At 69.6% G+C, this 18,464-nt stretch carries 11 protein-coding genes; 6 read left to right on the top strand and 5 right to left on the bottom strand.

The annotated features are described in order from the left end of the window. Positions 1–91: 91 nt before the first annotated feature. Positions 92–1,609, top strand: a complete 1,518-nt coding sequence (locus AB7878_RS05160; protein ID WP_369495720.1) for a fumarate hydratase — start codon at positions 92–94, stop codon at positions 1,607–1,609. Between the two features lie 192 nt (positions 1,610–1,801). Here AB7878_RS05160 and AB7878_RS05155 read toward each other — a convergent pair whose 3' ends face one another. Continuing rightward, positions 1,802–3,217, bottom strand: a complete 1,416-nt coding sequence (locus AB7878_RS05155; protein ID WP_369493328.1) for an FUSC family protein — start codon at positions 3,215–3,217, stop codon at positions 1,802–1,804. A gap of 180 nt (positions 3,218–3,397) precedes the next feature. On the opposite strand from AB7878_RS05155, the gene AB7878_RS05150 reads away from it, so the two are divergent. The 5 genes from AB7878_RS05150 to AB7878_RS05130 all read left to right on the top strand — a co-directional run bounded on the left by AB7878_RS05150 (position 3,398) and on the right by AB7878_RS05130 (position 9,837). Beyond that, entirely contained in the window at positions 3,398–6,025 is a 2,628-nt protein-coding gene (locus AB7878_RS05150) for a bifunctional aspartate kinase/diaminopimelate decarboxylase (RefSeq protein WP_369493327.1), read from the top strand. Between the two features lie 130 nt (positions 6,026–6,155). Further along, complete coding sequence (locus tag AB7878_RS05145) at positions 6,156–6,551, top strand: endonuclease domain-containing protein (protein WP_369493326.1); 396 nt, start codon at positions 6,156–6,158, stop codon at positions 6,549–6,551. Positions 6,552–6,554: 3 nt separating this feature from the next. Continuing rightward, the gene (murL, locus tag AB7878_RS05140) at positions 6,555–7,937 is read left to right on the top strand and encodes a UDP-N-acetyl-alpha-D-muramoyl-L-alanyl-L-glutamate epimerase (RefSeq protein ID WP_369493325.1); all 1,383 of its coding nucleotides are present in this window, start codon (positions 6,555–6,557) and stop codon (positions 7,935–7,937) included. Between the two features lie 123 nt (positions 7,938–8,060). Then, the gene (gene murD / locus AB7878_RS05135) at positions 8,061–9,419 is read left to right on the top strand and encodes a UDP-N-acetylmuramoyl-L-alanine--D-glutamate ligase (protein ID WP_369493324.1); all 1,359 of its coding nucleotides are present in this window, start codon (positions 8,061–8,063) and stop codon (positions 9,417–9,419) included. Positions 9,420–9,489: 70 nt separating this feature from the next. Beyond that, a complete protein-coding gene (locus AB7878_RS05130) occupies positions 9,490–9,837 on the top strand; it encodes a RidA family protein (protein ID WP_077485881.1) in 348 nt (115 codons plus the stop codon). Between the two features lie 19 nt (positions 9,838–9,856). Here AB7878_RS05130 and AB7878_RS05125 read toward each other — a convergent pair whose 3' ends face one another. The 4 genes from AB7878_RS05125 to AB7878_RS05110 all read right to left on the bottom strand — a co-directional run bounded on the left by AB7878_RS05125 (position 9,857) and on the right by AB7878_RS05110 (position 18,115). After that, positions 9,857–10,234, bottom strand: a complete 378-nt coding sequence (locus AB7878_RS05125; RefSeq protein ID WP_369493323.1) for a YciI family protein — start codon at positions 10,232–10,234, stop codon at positions 9,857–9,859. Between the two features lie 157 nt (positions 10,235–10,391). Next, positions 10,392–12,458: a M13 family metallopeptidase gene (locus AB7878_RS05120; RefSeq protein ID WP_369493322.1), complete on the bottom strand. Its 2,067-nt coding sequence runs from the start codon at positions 12,456–12,458 to the stop codon at positions 10,392–10,394. Between the two features lie 109 nt (positions 12,459–12,567). Beyond that, positions 12,568–16,314, bottom strand: a complete 3,747-nt coding sequence (locus AB7878_RS05115; protein ID WP_369493321.1) for a translocation/assembly module TamB domain-containing protein — start codon at positions 16,312–16,314, stop codon at positions 12,568–12,570. Positions 16,315–16,336: 22 nt separating this feature from the next. Continuing rightward, a complete protein-coding gene (locus AB7878_RS05110; protein ID WP_369493320.1) occupies positions 16,337–18,115 on the bottom strand; it encodes an autotransporter assembly complex protein TamA in 1,779 nt (592 codons plus the stop codon). Positions 18,116–18,464 lie beyond the last annotated feature (349 nt).

Below are 18,464 nucleotides of genomic sequence, written 5' to 3'. Positions count from 1 at the left end.
TTTGGGTGCGCGTGCGGGCTGCGGCACAATAAGGGGTTCGCGCCATGGATTCATCGCCATGGCGTCCCTCATTCCCGCCCAAGCCATCGCCATGACCGCCATCAAGCAAGCCGACCTGATCCAGTCCGTCGCGGACGCCCTGCAGTACATCAGCTACTACCACCCGGTGGATTACATCAAGGCGCTGGCCGCCGCGTACGAGCGCGAGGAATCGCCCGCGGCGAAGGACGCGATGGCGCAGATCCTGATCAATTCGCGCATGGCCGCCGAAGGCCACCGCCCGCTGTGCCAGGACACCGGCATCGTCACCGTGTTCCTGAAGATCGGCATGGGCGTGCGCTGGGACGACGCCACCATGGGCGTGGAAGACATGGTCAACGAAGGCGTGCGCCGTGCCTACATGGACCCGGACAACAAGCTGCGCGCCAGCGTGCTGGCCGACCCGGCCGGCCGTCGCCTCAACACGAAGGACAACACGCCATCGGTGGTGAACGTCTCGGTGGTGCCCGGCGACACCGTGGAGGTGATCGTGGCGGCCAAGGGCGGCGGCTCGGAGGCGAAATCGAAGTTCGTGATGCTGAACCCCTCCGACTCCATCGTGGACTGGGTGCTGAAGACCGTGCCGACCATGGGCGCCGGCTGGTGCCCGCCCGGCATGCTCGGCATAGGCATCGGCGGCACCGCGGAGAAGGCGATGCTGCTGGCGAAGGAATCGCTGATGGAGCACATCGACATCCAGGAGCTGATTGCGCGTGGGCCGTCGAACCGCGTCGAGGAACTGCGCATCGAGCTGTACGAGAAGGTCAATGCGCTGGGCATCGGCGCGCAGGGCCTGGGCGGTCTCACCACCGTGCTCGACGTGAAGATCAAGGACTATCCCACCCACGCGGCGAACCTGCCGGTGGCGATGATCCCGAACTGCGCCGCCACCCGCCATGCGCACTTCACGCTGGACGGCTCCGGTCCGGCGACGCTGGAGCCGCCCTCGCTGGAAGACTGGCCCAGGCTCACCTACAACCCGCAGAACGCGCGCCGGGTGAACCTCGACACCATCACCCAGGAAGAAGTCACCAGCTTCAAGCCGGGTGAGGTGCTGCTGCTCAACGGCAAGCTGCTCACCGGCCGCGACGCCGCGCACAAGCGCATGGTGGAGATGCTCAACAAGGGCGAGCCGCTGCCGGTCGACTTCAAGGGCCGCTTCATCTACTACGTGGGCCCGGTCGACCCGGTGCGCGAGGAAGTGGTCGGCCCCGCCGGCCCCACCACCGCCACCCGCATGGACAAGTTCACCGAACAGGTCTTGGCGCAGACCGGCCTGCTCGGCATGGTTGGCAAGGCCGAACGCGGCCCGGCCGCGATCGAGGCGATCAAGAAGCATCGCTCCGTCTACCTGATGGCGGTGGGCGGCGCCGCCTACCTCGTGTCGAAGGCGATCAAGGCTTCGCGTGTCGTCGGTTTCGCCGACCTCGGCATGGAGGCGATCTACGAGTTCGAGGTGAAGGACATGCCGGTCACTGTGGCCGTAGACAGCGCCGGCACCTCGGTGCACCAGACCGGGCCGAAGGAATGGCAGGCGCGAATCGGGAAAATCCCCGTCTTTGTTCAATAAAGCAGTGCGCGTAGCGCACTCGTTCGTCTCCTCTCCCGCTTGCGGGAGAGGATTGAGGTGAGGGGCCAAGGCTTGCGCAGAGTCCCTCACGCGCGCAGCGCACGCCTTCGCCTCCTCTCCCGCTTGCGGGAGAGGATTGAGGCGAGGGGCGGGGCTCGCGAGAGCGCCACATCGAAGCCACGCGATGCTTCGTCAGAGGCTTTCGCCGGATTGCCCCCTCATCCCAACCCTCTCCCTGGCGGGGAGAGGGAGTGCATCGCGTAGCGCCCTCAGCGCATCGAGCAGCCGCTCCGGCTCCCGCAGTGCCTGCCTTGCCGCACCCACCGCACGCCGCACGTTCCCCGGCGTAGCGCCTTGTTCGATCAAGGCCAGCGCAGGCGCACGACAAGCGGACAGCGCATCGATCCAGTCCGCCGGCTGGCGCAGCCCGAGCACACGTGCCGCGCGGAACGCCGGCGTCAGCGATTCCACATCATTGAGTGCACGCACGAAGGCCGTCGTCCCGCGTCGTTCGATCGTCGGGTCCAGCGCCTCGCCCAGCGCGGCCAGCGCGTCGGCCAAACGCCGGCGCAACACATCGGTGGAACGCACCGGCACGACCAGCCACGCGGTGGCCACGCCGATGGCCGCGCCGGCCGCGATCGCCGTCAGGCGCAGTGCCATTTCCGAAGTTGCGGGCAAGCCGGCGTAGTTCTGCAGCAGGGCCAGCGCCACGGTGACGAACAGCGCCCACCATGTGTAGTTGAGCTGGCGCAGCCAGGTGCCGAGGAACAGCGCGAGCAGGATCAACGCCACGCTGCCGTGCGCACCGGCCGGCGTGACGAGCAGGGCCGCGGCGACGCAGCCGCCCGCTGCACCGGCCAGGCGCAGCAGGCTCTTGTACGCCACCTCCAGCCGGCCGCGGTTGCCGCTGTGCACGATGAAGGCAGTCAGCACCACCCACGGCCAGTGTTCGCCGAAACCGAGATGGCCCACGGCGAACGCGAGCGCCAGCGCCACCATCATCTGCAACGCCATGCGCGTGGTGGCGGAAAGCCGCGCATGGGTGGATGGGGCGCGAACTGGCGCAGTCGCGTGGTGTGTGCGCCCGTCGGCCAGCCAGCCCATGCGCCGGCCCAGCACGTCGAGCAACGACACCCATGCCAGCGCCAGCAGTGCCACCAGTATCGGCACCACGGCGGCAGGCAGCCGCCCGTGCTGCGTGCCGGACAAATGCGGCACGGTGAGCACGGTCACGAAGGGCAGGGCAATCAACCGGCTGGCGCGTCGCGCCAACTCGCCGAACTGGCGCAGCCACACCGATGCCGCCACGCCCGCGGTGAACGCCGCGGCGCCGATCCACGGAGCGTGCAACAGCAACCAGCCGACGCCGGTCGCAGCCAGTCCCACCACGGGCAGCGCGATGGCCGCTTCCAGGCGGCCGCGACGGTCGCGGTCGAGCCGGCTGCGCGCCAGCGACAGGCTCAGCACCACCGCCAGCACGGCGCTGCCGGGGCCGGGCGCGAACCATTGCGCGCAAGCCAGGGCGAGCAGGGCGGCTGCCATTGCCACGACCGCCTCGGGCAGTGCCCGCAGCACGGTGGGCAGGACGGATGGCGCGGCAGTCATGCGCTGGCGGGTTCCTGGTCGGCAGCGCGCAGTCTAGCAGCGCGCCGGCAAGCCGCCGGGTGGCTCGACAAGTGGACGTCTGGACGTCCAAACGAAGTCACTTGCAAAAAATCTTGCAATCGCTTTGACGCGGCGCAACACTGGCGGGATCGTTTCCTCACCAGCCACCCATAGAGACCCGTGAATCCCAACGCCCCCGCGCCGCTGCCTGCGGACGCCCCCTGGATCGTGATGAAGTTCGGCGGCACCAGTGTCGCCACCCTGCCGCGCTGGCAGAACATCCGCGAGCTGGTCGCCAGCCGCCGCGCCGAAGGCGCGCGCGTGCTGGTGGTCGTGTCCGCGCTCACCGGCATCACCGACGCGCTGAAACAGCTGTGCGGCGAGGGCGACCAGGGCAAACGCAAGGCGGCGGCCGGCGCGATCGCGCAACGCCACTACGACCTGCTTGCGCACATGCAGCTGCCGCTGCCAGCCACGCTGGGCGCGCGCCTGGACGAACTGGCGGCGCTGGCCGCGGAAGGTCCGGCGCGGTTGGGCGAACTGGCCTGGTCGGCGCGGGTACAGGCGCATGGTGAATTGATGTCCAGTGCGCTGGGCGCGGCCTTCCTCAGCGAGAGCGGCCTGCCCACGCAGTGGGTGGACGCGCGCGATTGCCTCGCCGCGGCCGCGCTGCCGAACCAGAACGAGCGCACCCGCCTGCTGTCGGCGATGGTCGAGGCCCGCCCCGATCCCGCGCTCAACGCGCGCCTCGCCGCACGGGGCGAGGTGTTCATCACCCAGGGCTTCATCGCGCGCGAGCCCATCTCCGACCAGGGCGGTGGCCGCACCGTGCTGTTGGGCCGCGGTGGCTCGGACACCTCGGCGTCCTACTTCGGCGCGCTGCTGAAGGCGGCGCGGGTGGAGATCTGGACCGACGTGGCCGGCATGTTCACCGCCAACCCGCGCCAGGTGCCGGGCGCACGCCTGCTGCAGAAACTGGATTACGAGGAGGCGCAGGAAATCGCCTCCACCGGCGCCAAGGTGCTGCACCCGCGCTGCCTGTCGCCGCTGCGCGAGCCGCGCGTGCCGCTCTTGGTGAAGGACACCAACCGTCCCGAGCTGGAAGGCACCGTGATCGGTCCCGAGGTGCGCGACCACGCGCCGTCGGTGAAGGCGATCAGCGCGCGCAAGGGCATCACCCTGGTGTCGATGGAATCGGTGGGCATGTGGCAGCAGGTCGGCTTCCTCGCCGACGTGTTCGCGCACTTCAAGCAGCACGGCCTGTCGGTGGACCTGATCGGCTCGGCCGAGACCAACGTCACCGTGTCGCTGGATCCCACCGAGAACCTGCTGGACTCCGACGCGATCGCCGCGCTGGCCGGCGACCTCGCCAAGGTATGCCGGGTCAAGGTGATCGCGCCGTGCGCCGCGATCACCCTGGTCGGCCGCGGCATGCGCTCGATGCTGCACACGCTGTCCAGCGTGCTGGCCGAGTTCGACCAGCTGCGCGTGCACCTGATCTCGCAGTCGTCGAACAACCTCAACCTCACCTTCGTGGTGGACGAGGACGTGGTGGACGAGCTGCTGCCGCACCTGCACGAGCTGCTGATCGCCGCCGGCGCGTTGCGTACCGACGACAGCGTGCTGTTCGGCCCCAGCTGGCAGGCGTTGTACGGCAGCGGCGAGGCGCTGGCGCAGCCCTCGTGGTGGCGCGACGGCGAACGCCAGCGCCTGCTGGCCATTGCCGCCGAGGCCACGCCGCGCTACGTCTACCACCTGCCCACCGTGCGTGCGCAGGCGCGTGAACTGAAGGCGCTGGCGGCGGTGGATCGCTTGCACTACGCGGTGAAGGCGAACACGCATCCGGCGATCCTGCGCGCATTGGCGGAAGAAGGCTTTGCGTTCGAATGCGTGTCGCCGGGCGAGCTGGAGGCGGTCTCCGCGGCGGTGCCGGCAAGCGCACCGCTGCTGTTCACGCCGAACTTCGCCTCGCGCGCGGACTTCGAGCATGGCCTGGCCACCCGCGCCACCATCACGCTGGATGCGCTGCACCCGATCGAGCACTGGGGCGAGTTGTTCCGCGGCCGCGAGATCGCGCTGCGCGTGGACCTCGGCCGCGGCCTGGGCCACCACGAGAAGGTGCGCACCGGCGGCAGCGGCAGCAAGTTCGGCCTGCCGCTGGAACAGCTCGACGCGTTCCTCAGGCATGCCGATGCCCACGGCGTCACCGTGCGCGGCCTGCACGCGCACCTCGGCTCCGGCGTGCTCGACGCGAGGCACTGGGGCGAGGTGTTCAACCAGCTCGCCAGCCTCGCCGAGCGCATCGGCAGCATCGCCTTCCTCAACATCGGTGGCGGCCTGGGCGTGCCCTCGCACCCCGGCGAGGCGAAGCTGGACATCGCCGAGCTGGACAAGGTGCTGCGCGAGGTCAAGGCGGCCTACCCGCACTACCAGCTGTGGATGGAGCCGGGCCGCTACCTCGTGGCCGACGCCGGCGTGCTGCTGGCGCGCGTCACCCAGACCAAGGGCAAGGGCAGCTGGCGCTACCTCGGCGTGGACACCGGCATGAACAGCCTGATCCGCCCCGCGCTGTACGACGCCTGGCACGAGATCGCCAACCTCACGCGGCTGGACGAGGAAGCCACCGGCCTGTTCCAGGTGGTCGGCCCGATCTGCGAATCCGGCGACGTGCTGGGCAGCGACCGCCGCCTGCCGGAGCCGCAGGAAGGCGACGTGATCCTGATCGCCCAGGCCGGCGCCTACGGCAAGGTCATGTCCTCGCGCTACAACCTGCGTGGCGAGACCGAGGAAGTCGTGATCGACGCCTGAAGCTCTGCTCCCTCTCCCCTTTGGGACGCGGGGAAGGGCCATGGATGGCCCTGCTCTGAGGAGCGAGGAAGAGGGCTGGGGTGAGGGGCGGGTGCTCGCGATGGATTGCCAACGGAGCGAGGTTTCAAGGATGAAGCGTCTGCATGTGGATCGAGCGCGGCGGCTGAGGGTTGGGCAAACCGACGCCGAGCGGAAGCTCTGGTTCTTTCTGCGCAATCGCCAGTTGCAAGGCTGGAAATTCCGCCGCCAACACGAGATAGACCGCTACATCGCTGATTTTGCCTGTCCGGATGCAGGCGTGATCGTGGAGCTCGACGGCGCACAGCATGGCGAGCAGGTGGCATACGACGAAGCACGAACGCGCGAGCTGGCATCCATGGGATACCGCGTGCTGCGTTTCTGGGACAATGATGTACTGACGAATATTGATGGCGTGTTGGAGGTGATCGTGGAGGCTTTGGCAAGCTCCGGCCCCTCACCCCAGCCCTCTCCCCAGCGGGGAGAGGGAGCATGCGATGGAGACTGAGGCGTGACGACGATCCACAACCCCCGCCTGACCCAGGTGTTCCGCTTCCTCCACGCGCGCTATGCCGACGGCGTGGCCGAGCTGGCCTATGCCTTCGACGATGGCGAGGCCATGGTGGAGCGCATCCGCTTTCCGCACGCGCCGGCGCTGCCGCGCGAGCGGCAGGCCGCGTTCGACGCCGCGCTGAAGCTGCTGCACCTGATCGCCGGCGTGAGCTACTACAAGGCCGGCGTGCCGCCGAAGATCGAGGTCGCCGATGGTTCGCTCGACGCCGCCACCGCCGATCTGCTCGACGCGTTGTATCTGCACGGTTTGGCCGAGTTCGCCTACCGCAATGGGCTGGATCTGCGTGGGCGCATCGCCTTCCCTCGCCACACTCCCTCTCCCCTGGGGGGAGAGGGTCGGGGTGAGGGGGCAACCCCGCCACAAGCTCCATCGCTCGGCCTCCCCAAGCGCACCCTCGTCCCCATCGGCGGCGGCAAGGATTCCCTCGTCGCGGTGGAGGCGATCAAGTCCATCGGGGGCGACGGCACCGCGGTGTGGGTCGGCAACTCGGCGCTGATCGCCGCCTGCGCCGAGCGCACCGGCCTGCCCACGCTGAACATCCAGCGCGAGCTGGCGCCGGCGCTGTTCGAGCTGAACCAGCGCGGCGCGTGGAATGGCCACATCCCGGTCACCGCGGTGAACTCGGCGATCCTCGCCGTGGCGGCGATCCTGTACGGCCACGACTCCATCGCCTTCGCCAACGAGCGCTCCGCCTCCGCCGCCACGCTGGAATACGAAGGCCAGCAGGTGAACCACCAGTGGAGCAAGGGCTACGCCTTCGAGCAGTTGCTGGGCAACTGGCTGCACACGCACGTGGCCGCCGACCTCGACTACTGCTCGCTGCTGCGGCCGTACTCGGAACTGGCGATCACCCGTGCGTTCGCGAAGCTCACGCCGTACTTCGACGTGTTCTCCAGCTGCAACCGCAACTTCAAGCTGCTCGGCCCCAAGCCGGCCGACCGCTGGTGCGGGCAGTGCCCGAAATGCCACTTCGTGTTCCTCGCGCTGGCGCCGTTCCTGCCCAAGCCGCGGCTGCTGGGGATCTTCGGCCGCAACCTGCTGGACGACGAGACGCAGGCCGCCGGTTTCGATGCGCTGCTCGAATACCAGGACCACAAGCCGTTCGAATGCGTGGGCGAGGGCGCCGAGGCGCGCGCGGCGATGCGCGCGCTGAGCCAGCGGCCGGAGTGGCAGGAAGACGCGCTGGTCGAACGCTTCCGCAGCGAGATCCTGCCGCAACTCGATGCCGCGCAGTTGGCGCTGGAGCCTTGGCTGGAACCCTCCGCCGAGCATCGCGTACCGGCGCGTCTGCAGGCGGCGCTCAAGGCCATCGGCGCATGACGGCCGGTGACCCACGCCATGGCCATGTCCGTAGGAGCGGCTTCAGCCGCGATTCCTCCGCCATTGCCGTCCCGGCCAACGTGCGCTGGTCGCGGCTGAAGCCGCTCCTACGGGGCGCACGTCATGCGCATCGCTGAGCTGGCGGGCAAGCGCGTCGCGGTCTGGGGTTTCGGCCGCGAAGGCCGCGCCGCGATCCGCGCGATCCGCGCGCAGCTGCCGCAACAGCCGCTCGCGCTCTACTGCGGCGAGGCCGAAGCCGGCGCCGCGCGCGAACTCGATGCCGCGCTCACCGTCTACGCGCACGAGCCCGACGCGGTGGCGCTGTCCGCCTACGACGTGGTGGTGAAGTCGCCGGGCATCTCGATCTACAAGCCGGCGGTCACTACCGCGCAGGCGCAGGGCACCGTGTTCACTTCCGGCACCGCGCTGTGGTTCGCGGAGCATCCGGATGCGCGCGTGGTCGCGGTCACCGGCACGAAGGGCAAGAGCACCACCACCGCCCTCGTGGCGCATCTCGCGCGCGCGCTTGGCGTGCGCACCGCGCTGGCCGGCAACATCGGCCTGCCCATGCTGGAGCTGCAAGGCCAGGCGGCCGACCTGTGGGCGATCGAGCTGTCCAGCTTCCAGACCGGCGAAGCCGGTCCGCTGGAGCTGGGCGTGGTCACCAGCCTGTACGAGGAACACCTGGACTGGCACGGTTCGCGCGAGCGCTACGTGGCCGACAAGCTGAAACTCGCCGATGCGGCGCGCACCTTGCTGGTCAACGCCACGCAAGCGGCCTTGCTGGAGCGCGTGCAGCGGCATCCGCGCCTGCTGCGCTTCGGCCACGACGCGGGCTGGCACGTGGCCGATGGCCACATCCGGCGCGGCACGCAGGCGGTGTTTCCGCTGGCACGCATGGCGGCGCCGGGCGAGCACAACGCGCTCAACGCCTGCGCCGCGCTCGCCGCGCTGGCCGATCTCGGCATGGACGCGCTCGCCGCCGCCCCAGCCTTGGCCACGTTCCGCCCGCTGCCGCACCGCCTGCAGCCGCTGGGCGCGCACGACGGCATCGAATGGATCAACGATTCCATCAGCACCACGCCGCAGGCCACGCTGGCCGCGCTGGACAGCCTCGCCGGGCGCGAGGTCACGGTGATCGTGGGCGGCCACGACCGCGGACTGGACTGGTCGGTATTCGTGGCGGCCGTGAAGGATCGCAGCGGCCTGCGCATCGTCGCGCAAGGCGCCAACGGCCCGCGCATCGCGCAGGCGTTGCGGCAGGCGAAGACCGAGCTGCCGCTGGGCGAAGCCGAGAGTTTCGACGAGGCCGTGGAGATGGCCCGCATCGTGACGCCGCAAGGCGGCGTGGTGCTGCTCTCGCCCGGCGCGCCCAGCTTCGACCAGTTCAAGGATTACGCGGAGCGCGGCCGGCATTTCGCCGAGCTGGCCGGCTTCGATGGCGCGGCCATCGCGGGCATCGAGGGGCTGGGGGTGGCATGACGGCCCCGCCGAGTGGCCGACCCGCGTTGCGCGACGAGGCGCGGCGCGACATTTTCGAGGAGGTATTGTCGTGATCCAACGCATCGAACCCGGCCCGCGCATGTCCGAGGCCTGCATCCATGGCGGCATGGTCTATCTGGCGGGGCAGGTGCCCGAAACCGCGGGCGCCGACATCGAGACCCAGACCGGCGAGGTGCTGGCGGCGATCGACGCGCTGCTGGCGCAGGCCGGCAGCGACAAGACGCGCATCCTGCGCGCGCAGATCTTCCTGGCCGACATCGCCGACTTCGCGGGCATGAACCGAGCGTGGGATGCCTGGGCGACGCCGGGCCACGCGCCAGCACGCGCCACCGTGGAGGCGCGCCTCGCCAACCCGGCGTGGAAGGTGGAGATCGTGGTGACGGCGGCGCAGGCGTAGCCGCCACCCTCGCCCAAACTCAGGCGCCGGTTTCGCGCTCCTTGCGTCGGCGCGGTTCCTCTTCCACGTCCAGGGGCCAGTACGGCCGCAGCTCGATGCTGCCGAAACGCGCCATCGGGTGGCGCGCGGCGATCGCGATCGCCTCTTCGACGCTGGCGCAGTCCAGCAGGTCGAAGCCGGCGATCCATTCCTTCGTCTCGGCGAACGGGCCGTCGCTGACCAGTGTCGTGCCGGCGCGCACGCGCACGGTCTTCGCGTGTGACGGCGGCCGCAGCCGGTCACCAGTGATTCGCGTGCCGCCGACCGTGGTGTCGGCCACCCATTCCGCGATGTTGTCCTGCTCGGGGACGTAGGGCTCGGCCGCGGGGTCCGACACCACGAACATCATGAACTGCATGGGCTGCTCCTCTCCGGTGGGCTGTGCCGATGCGACGAACGGGAGAGGACGGGATCGACATGCCGGAGCCGGCGTCCGCTGCGCCCCTTGCATGTACGCAAGGGGCGCGCCTCGTGCGAAGCAAACGCCTGCTTCCCGGCACGATGACCGGCAGTTCCTACCAGATCTTCACCCGCTGGTCCGGCGCCAGGTACAGCTTTTGCCCCGGCTGCACGTTGAACGCCGGATACCACGCGTCGAGGTTGCGCACGGTGAGCGCGCGGAATTGCGCGGGTGCGTGCACGTCGGTGGCGAGGCGCTGGCGCAGCGCGGCGTCGCGCATCTTCGAGCGCCAGGCCTGGCCGAAGGCGAGGAAGAAGCGCTGGTCGCCGGTCAGTCCGTCGATCACCGGCGCGGGCTTGCCGTCCAGCGACTTGTGGTAGGCCAGATACGCGATGGTGAGGCCGGAGACGTCGGCGATGTCCTCGCCCAGGGTCTGCTCGCCGTTGACGTGCAGGCCGGGCAGGGCTTCGTACTGGTCGAACTGCTTGGCCAGCTGGGCGGTGGCGGACTTGAAGTGGGCCTCGTCGGCCGGCGTCCACCAGTTCTCCATCTTGCCCTGCGCGTCGAAGTCGGCGCCGGTGTTGTCGAAGCTGTGGCTGATCTCGTGGCCGATGATGGCGCCGATCGCGCCGTAGTTCGCGGCGGCGTCGGCCTTCGGGTCGAAGAACGGCGGCTGCAGGATCGCGGCGGGGAAGTTCAGCGCGTTTTGCAGCGGCAGGTTCACCGCGTTCACCAGTTGCGGGGTCATCCACCACTCGCCGCGGTCCACCGGCTGGCCGAGCTTGGCGAGCTGATATTCGTACTCGTGCTTCACCGCGCGCAGGTGGTTGCCGAGCGGATCGTCGGCGCCGATCTTCAGCTTGGAGTAATCGCGCCACTTTTCGGGATAGCCCACGCCGACCTTCAGCGTGACCAGCTTTTCCTTGGCCTTGGCGCGGGTGGCCGGTGTCATCCAGCTCAGCGTGTCGAGGCGCTCGTCGAAGGCGGCGATCAGGTTCTTCACCAGCTGCTGCACTTCGGCCTTGGACGAGGCGGGGAAGTACTTCTGCACGTAGAGCTGGCCCACCGCGTCGCCGAGGTCGACGTTGGTGGCGCCCACGGCACGCTTCCAGCGCGGCTGCTGCTGCGGCGTGCCCTGCAGGGCGTGGCCGTAGAAGCCGAAGTGCAGGTCGGCGTAGGCCTTGGGCAGCAGCGGCGCGGCGTTGTCCAGGGTGTGGAAGACGAGCAGGTCCTTCCAGGCATCCAGCGGTTCGCTGGCGACCAGCGCGGCGAGGCCGGTGGTGGCGGCGGGTTGCCACGCGTCGATCGCCTTCTGGCCGTCCAGCCCGGCGGCCTTGAAGTAGGCGGCCCAGTCGAGGCCCGGCGCCTTCTGCGCGAAGTCGGCCATCGTCCACAGGTTGTTCGCCTTGTGCACGTCCTGGCTGTCGATCAGGCTTTCCTGCGCCTTGGCGATCTTGGTCTCCAGCGCGATCACGGCGTCCGCCTTCGCCGCGGCGTCGGCGATGCCGGCCTGCTTCAGCAGCGCCACCACGTAGGCGTGGTACTGCGTGCGGAACGCCGCCATGTGCGGATCGGTGGAGAGGTAGTAGTCGCGGCTGGGCATGGCCAGGCCGCCCTGCAGCAGGTAGGCGATGGTGTGCGAGGGATCTTCCAGGCCCTGGGTCACGAACAGGCCGAACAGGTTTTCGGTGTGGAAGTTGGTGGCGTTGACCGGGTCCACGTCGGCGCGCAGGCGGCTGCCCAGCACGCGGGCGAGGTCGCCCTTCGAGGCGATCGCGGCTACCGCGGCCAGCTCGGGCTTCAGCGGCGCGAGGCCGTGCTTGGTAATTGCGGCTTCGTCCATGAACGCGGCGTAGTAGTCGGCGATCTTGCGCGTGTTGCTGCCCGCGGCGGGATGGCTGGCGCCGGCGTGCTGGATCAGCTCGGCGGTGTGCTTCTCGGTGAGCTCGAAGATCTTCAGGAAGGTGCCGGTGCTGGAACGGTCGGCGGGGATCTGCGCGGTCGCCAGCCACTTGCCGTTCGCGTAATCGAAGAAGTTGTCGCCCGGCTTCACCGCGTGGTCGATGCCGGCGAGGTCGATGCCGATGTCGGGGCCGTGCGTGGCGGGCGTCGCCGCCAAGGCAGGGGAGCCGCAGAGCACGGCGGCGATCGCCGCGGCCAGGATCCATCGGGTGCGTTGCATGGGATCACCTCGTCAGTGTCAGGGAAGTGGCGCGGCCGTGGCCGACGCGCCAGCATGCCACCGCGCGGCGCGGCGGGCATGCGGCGTTGCAGGATGGCGGCGCAGGTTTTTACTTTTCGAGCCGGTAGTTGAAGCTGGCGCGGCTGAATTCGGTGGCGCTCTGCGCCTCGAAGTTCCAGCGGTGGCTGAGCCGGTAGCGCAGGGTGACCACCTCGCCGGGTTCGAACAAGCCCACGCCGTAGCTGAGGTAGAGCCGCGGCGAGAGGTACTTGCCCACGGTGAACGCGGAGTTGCCGCCCAGCGCCGCGTTGCTGGAGACGCCGATGTCGTCCACGCCGATCTTCGAGCCGATGCTCTTGGCCAGCAGGTTGCCGGCCGCCGAGCCCAGTGCCTGCGCGGCGGCGCCCAGCATGTCGCCCTCGCCGCCCTTCACCTGCGACAGCGGCTTGCCGGTGACCAGGTAGGACAGTGCGTCGGACTGCTCCATCAGCGGGTTCGAGAACACCGTGAGCACCGGCCGCTGCGCGGTGCCGGAAATCTGCAGGCCCACTTCCTGGCCTTCGTCGATGGTGGCGTTGGGGTAGAGCTTGCGGATCGCGCGGATGTCCAGGCCGGGGTTGTCGATCGGCGTGCTGGCGAACAGCAGCTTGCCGCGCTGGATCGCGAGGTTCTGGCCGTAGGCCTTGTAGGTGCCGCTCACGGCGACCTGGCCCTGGCCGGTGGCGGCGCGGCCGGGGCGCTCGTTCACTGTCAGCGTGCCGGCGAGGTGGCCGTCCAGGCCCATGCCGACCAGGTGCGTCTTGCGGCCCAGGTCCACCTTCACCGTGGCGGTGAACGGCAGCGTGCTGCCGGGTTCGGGCTGCGGGCGGTCGACCACCACCACGTCAGGCGAGGCCTTGCTGGCCCCGCCGCCGGGCAGCTTGTCGAGGTTCACGTCGGCGCTGTCCAGCAGCACCGAGCCGCCGAGGGCCAGGCCTTGCGCATCGCGTTGCAGGCGCAGGTCGGGCGTGATCACCACCTTGGCGGCGGGAATGTCGGCGGCGGTGAACTGCTTGCCGGTGATCGCGAGGTCGGTGAGCACGTCACCGCCCAGGCCGGCGACGCCGTTCACCGCGAGCGTGCCCGCGCCGGACTGCACGCTGCCGTCGACGCGCAGACTGCGCATGTCGAGCGCATTCACAGTCAGCCGGCCCTGGCTGAGCTTGAGTCCGGCGGCCGGCACTTCGGTGGCGAAGTCGCTCAGTGTTGCCCCACCCGTCACTGACGGCTGCGCCAGCGTGCCGCCAAGGCGGAAGCTGCCGCTGGCCTGGCCGTGCACGTTCGCCAGCGTGTTGCCGAACAGTTCGAGGAAGGCGAGGCTGTTGAGGCGCAGGTCGAGCTGGCCGGCCAGCGCCTGCTGCTTGCCGCTGAGGCTCAACTGGCCGTCCAGCCGTCCGCCGTGGTCGAGGCCGGCGCGCAGGCTGAAGCGCTGGCTGCCCGCGCCGAGCTGGGCATCCAGCGCGAAGCCGTCGTAGCTCAGCAGCGGCGCGTCGGCATGCTCGGTGTACGTGATGCTGCCGCGCGCGGGGCCGAGGCTGGCATGGCCGCTGAGCACGCCCGCGGCGCTGCGCCGCAGTTGGCCATCGCCTTGCAGGTTGCCGTCCACACGCAGCGGCAGGTCGGCTTCGCCGGCAGCATTCAGCAGCAGCGCCAGCGGCAGTGCGCGCAAGCGGTAACTGGCGTCGAGGTTGCCGGCCTTGTCCTGCTTCGCGCTCGCGCACAGCAACGGATCGCCCGCCGTTAGGCACAGTTCGCCGAGGCTGAAGGCGCCGTCGCGCCACGCCAGCTGGCTGGGATGCTGCAGGCGCCAACCCGGCAGGCCTTGCGGTTCGAGGTTCAGCGCGGTGAGCGTGCCGCTCCACGCGTCGTTCTTCAGCGCGCCGTGCAACGCCAGCGTGCCGGAGAGCTGGCTGCCGCGCGTGTCCAGTTCCAGCCGGTGGTCGCCTTCGCTGCCTTCGGCCAGCAGGTGGATGCGCTGGAACGCGAGGCCGCCCAGGTGCGCGCCGCCGGTTGTGAGTTCCAGCTTGCCCGCGAGTCGGCTGAGGTCGGGCAGGCCCGCGATCAGCTGCAGCGTGTCCACGCGCTGCTGCTGCCAGCTCAGCGTGCTGCCGCGCAGATGGCCGTTGACGGACAGTTTCGGCAGCAGCCCGCGTATGGCGAATTGGCCGTCCAGACGTCCGCCGGCATCCGGCAGCCAGTCGCCCAGCGAAGCGATTGCGAGCTTGAGCTCGGCGTCGTTGCTGCGGCCCGGCTTGGCATCGAGTTGCACCGTGCTGCCGCCGGAGACCAGCCGCAGCCGGCCGTCGATCACCTTGTCGGGCGACAGGTGCAGCTTCGCCTCGCCGCCGACGTTGCGTTCGCGCAGGCGGCCGGCGAGCTGCGTGAGGTCCAGCGTGGCGTCGGGGCCGGCCGGCGTCAGCTTGCCTGTGCTCGCCAGCGCGAAATCCAGTGCGCCGCTCCAGCCCGCGAACAGCTGGCCGGGATCGAAACGTTTGGCCTTGGCGTCGAGCTGCCAGCCCAGTGCGGGCTGCAGCTGCAGCGTGCCCTGCGCCTGCAACTGACCCTGCGGCTGCTGCAGGGTCAGCGAGTGCAGGGCGATCGCCTGCGGCGTGCCATCGAGGTTCAACGTGAGGTGCGCGGGCTTGCCGGGCGGGCCGAGCGTGACATCGCCCGTGGCGTGGAAACGCTCGGCATTGCCCTGGGCATCGAGCTTGCCGGCGCTGGCCAGTGGTTGGCCGACCAGGTCAGCAGGCAATTGCAGGCCGCTCCATTGGATCGCCAGCTGGCCGCCCAGCGGTTTCGCGTCCAGCTGCAGCGTGCCGTTGGCGTCGAGCCGGCCCGGGATCTGCGGCGAGCTCACGGCGAGTTGCTGCAGTGTCAGCGTCTTGCCGTCGTCGCTGAGGCGCGCGCGCAGCGGTTGCAGCAGCACGCGGTATTGGTTGAGATCCAGCGTGCCGTCGAGTTCGCCGCCGTGGCGGTCGCCGTGGCCTTGCACGGCCAGCGCCAGCGATTTCAGTGTGCCGTCGCCCAGCCATGGTTTCGGATCGAAGCGCGGTGCGCTCAGCGTGGCCTTCCAGTCGTAGCTGCGGTTCTGGCTCAGCTCGAGATGCAGGCGCGCGGTCATCGGCTGCTGCAGGCTCAAATCCAGTTGCGCCTGCTTGCCGTTGCCGCTGGCGACAAGCTGGCCCGCATACGTGGCGTCGCCCAGCTTCCACGCGAAGTCGGCCTTGCCGTCGCCGCGCTCGCGGCGCGCGAACACGAGCCGGCCTTGGAGATCCGCATGACCGTCCGGCGCGCGCAGTTTCAGCGTGTCGATGGCGATACCCGCCTGCGTCCATTGCCCGGCGAGGTCGAGGCTGTCGGAGGCGAACACGGGCTGGCCGCCCTGGCTCACCTGCACCGCGCCCACGTGCACGCGGTCGAGCAGCAGGTCGATCGGCGGCTTGAGCGAAAAACCGCCGGAGCTTGTCTCGCTGCTGGCCGCGCTCTTCGGCAGCGCGATGGTGACGCCTTCCACGTCGAGATCGCGCACGTGCACGCGGCCCGCCAGCAGCGGCCAGAAGCGCAGGTCGAGTCGCGCCTGTGCCGCAGCGATCACGGTGCCCTGGCCGTCGTCGTAGCGCAGGCCGGTCAGTTGCAGCGGCCCGATCAGCGAACCTTGCGCCTGCTTCCACTGCAGCGCGCCGTGCGTGGCCGATTGCGCCCGCGCCAGCGCGAAACGCAGCCCTGCGCCGGTGGCCAGCAACCACCACACGGTGGCGGCCACGATCAGCAGCAGGATCGCGATGGCGATGGCGAGGCGCTTCAGCCACTTCATGCTGGCGGGGTCCTCCACGGGGTCATAGGTCGGGTCCTATCACCAGATGCAGCACGACGCCGTGCCGCTGCGAGTCGTGGATCGGCGTGCCCAGATCCACCCGGATCATGCCCACCGGCGAGCGCCAGCGCACGCCGACGCCGGTGCCGAGCTTCGGGCGGTAGTCGATGGCGTCGAACGCGTTGCCGGCGTCGATGAAGGTGGCGATGCCCCAGTTGCGGGTGAAGTAGTGCTCCACCTCGGCGCTGGCGACCAGCAGGTTCACGCCGCCGAGCACGCGGCCGTAGCTGTTCTCGGGGCCGATGGACTGGTAGCCGTAGCCGCGCACCGAGCGGTCGCCGCCGGCGAAGAAGCGCAGCTGCGGCGGCAGCGCGGCGAAGTCGTCGGTCCAGGTCTTGCCGGCGCTGCCGCGCAGGATCAGCCGGTTGCGCCGCTTCGCGCCGAACGCGTGGATCCACTTCGCGTCGGCGGTGAGCTGGCTGAAGCTGGCCGAGGAGAGCAGGCCGCCCGCCGTGCTGCGCGCCGCGAAGTTCAGCGACCAGCCGTCATGCACGAAGTCGTAGTTGTCCGCCTGCTTGCGCGACAGCGAGCCTTCCGCGAACACCAGCGTGCTGCTGCCACGCTCGATGCCGGGCGTCGAGTCCGGCTCGTCGCCGCGCTTGCCCACCGTGAAGGTGCCGGACAGCGCGTGCAGGCCCACGGTGCGCGTCCAGCCGTGCCACAGCCGCGTCTCGTTGCCCACCAGCTCCAGCGTGCGCGACTGCGAGGTGCTGGTGTTCGCATCGCGGAAATTCGCGCCGACGTTGAAGCTGCGCTGGTCGTCGCCGGGCATCGGGATCGAATACAGCGTGGACAGCGTCTTCAGCCGCTGCGCCACCACCAGCTCGTTCTTCCACTTGTGGCCACGCCGGTTCACCCAGCGCCGCTCCATGCCGGCGCGTGCGCCGAAACCGGTGTCGGTGCCGATGAACGGGCCGCCGGTGTAGATCGTGCGCTTCGCCGGCGCCAGCTCGACGTTGATGTCGACCCGGCCGTCGGCCTTCTCGTCGAACTGCGGCAGCACGTTGACCACGGCGAAGTAGTCCGCGCCGTTCAGTGCCTGCTGCAATTGCAGCAGCTGGCCCTGGTCGAACCAGTCGCCGGGCTTGAACGGCACGTAGCGGTCGAGGAAGCCCTCGTTGAACTGCGAGCCCTCGAAATGCACCGCGCCGTAGCGATAGCGCTGCCCCACCTGCCAGGCCAGCCGGATCGCCGCGCTGTGCTGCGCCGCGTTCACCTCCACGCGATGCGTCACCAGCTTCGCGTCGAGGAAACCGCTCGCAGTGAGCGCGGCGGACAGAGCATCGCGCGCGGCATCGTAGCTGGCATCGTCCAGCTGCTTGCCGCGCATGCGCACGATCGCGTTGCGCGCGCGGCGGATAGCCGGCAACGCGAGCGCAGTGGCGTCGAGCTGCACGTCCACCGTGGCGACCTTCACCGGCTCGCCGGCGCGCACGTCCAGCGTCACCTTCCAGTCCTTGCCCGCCGCTTGCAGCTGCGCGGTGACATCCGCCGCGTAATAGCCGTAAGGCTCCAGCGCCGCCTTCGCCTGCACCGGCGCCTGCGCGACCAGGCGCCGGATCTGCGCCTCGCTGACCTCGCGATGCGCGTACTGCGACAGCCCCACCGACGCCGTCACCGCCTGCTGCAGCGGCTCGTCCACCCCGCGCACCACCAGTTGCACGCCCGCCTGCGCCAGCGTTGCGAACAGCAGCAACGGCAGCACGGCAAGCAAGGCCAGGCGTCGGTGGGGGCGGCGCATGCGGAGGGGATCCATCCTCGGGTGGGGGCGAAGCTGAGGACAGCTTACCGAAGGGGGATGGGTGGCGGATGAATCCGCGACGTGTTCGTGGCTCGCGATGCATTCACGAGCGCACCAGATTCTTCCCTCTCCCGCTTGCGGGAGAGGGGTTAGGGGAGAGGGGCTCTTCTTGCACGATTCGCGAGATTCAAAGCGTTTCGTGCGCCTGTCGGCGCCCGAGTTACTTCTCCTTTGCTTGTCCAAAGTAGAAGTAACCAAGAGGAAACGACACCCCGATGGCGCGCCCTCCGGGCATCCTGCCCTGGGGTGCGCGGGCGGGTTCCGGGGTTTTTCGACGGCACGTCCCTGT

The sequence above is a fragment of the Rhodanobacter humi genome (assembly GCF_041107455.1).
Lineage (GTDB): Bacteria > Pseudomonadota > Gammaproteobacteria > Xanthomonadales > Rhodanobacteraceae > Rhodanobacter_A.
This window is presented reverse-complemented; position numbering and strand designations above follow the sequence as displayed.

What these genes read in the sequence shown, in the direction of transcription:
- AB7878_RS05160 (WP_369495720.1), top strand. Translation starts at nt 92, where the DNA reads ATGACCGCCATCAAGCAAGCCGACCTGATCCAGTCCGTCGCGGACGCC.
- AB7878_RS05155 (WP_369493328.1), bottom strand. Translation starts at nt 3,217, where the DNA reads ATGACTGCCGCGCCATCCGTCCTGCCCACCGTGCTGCGGGCACTGCCC.
- AB7878_RS05145 (WP_369493326.1), top strand. Translation starts at nt 6,156, where the DNA reads ATGAAGCGTCTGCATGTGGATCGAGCGCGGCGGCTGAGGGTTGGGCAA.
- murD (WP_369493324.1), top strand. Translation starts at nt 8,061, where the DNA reads ATGCGCATCGCTGAGCTGGCGGGCAAGCGCGTCGCGGTCTGGGGTTTC.
- AB7878_RS05125 (WP_369493323.1), bottom strand. Translation starts at nt 10,234, where the DNA reads ATGCAGTTCATGATGTTCGTGGTGTCGGACCCCGCGGCCGAGCCCTAC.
- AB7878_RS05120 (WP_369493322.1), bottom strand. Translation starts at nt 12,458, where the DNA reads ATGCAACGCACCCGATGGATCCTGGCCGCGGCGATCGCCGCCGTGCTC.
- AB7878_RS05115 (WP_369493321.1), bottom strand. Translation starts at nt 16,314, where the DNA reads ATGAAGTGGCTGAAGCGCCTCGCCATCGCCATCGCGATCCTGCTGCTG.
- AB7878_RS05110 (WP_369493320.1), bottom strand. Translation starts at nt 18,115, where the DNA reads ATGCGCCGCCCCCACCGACGCCTGGCCTTGCTTGCCGTGCTGCCGTTG.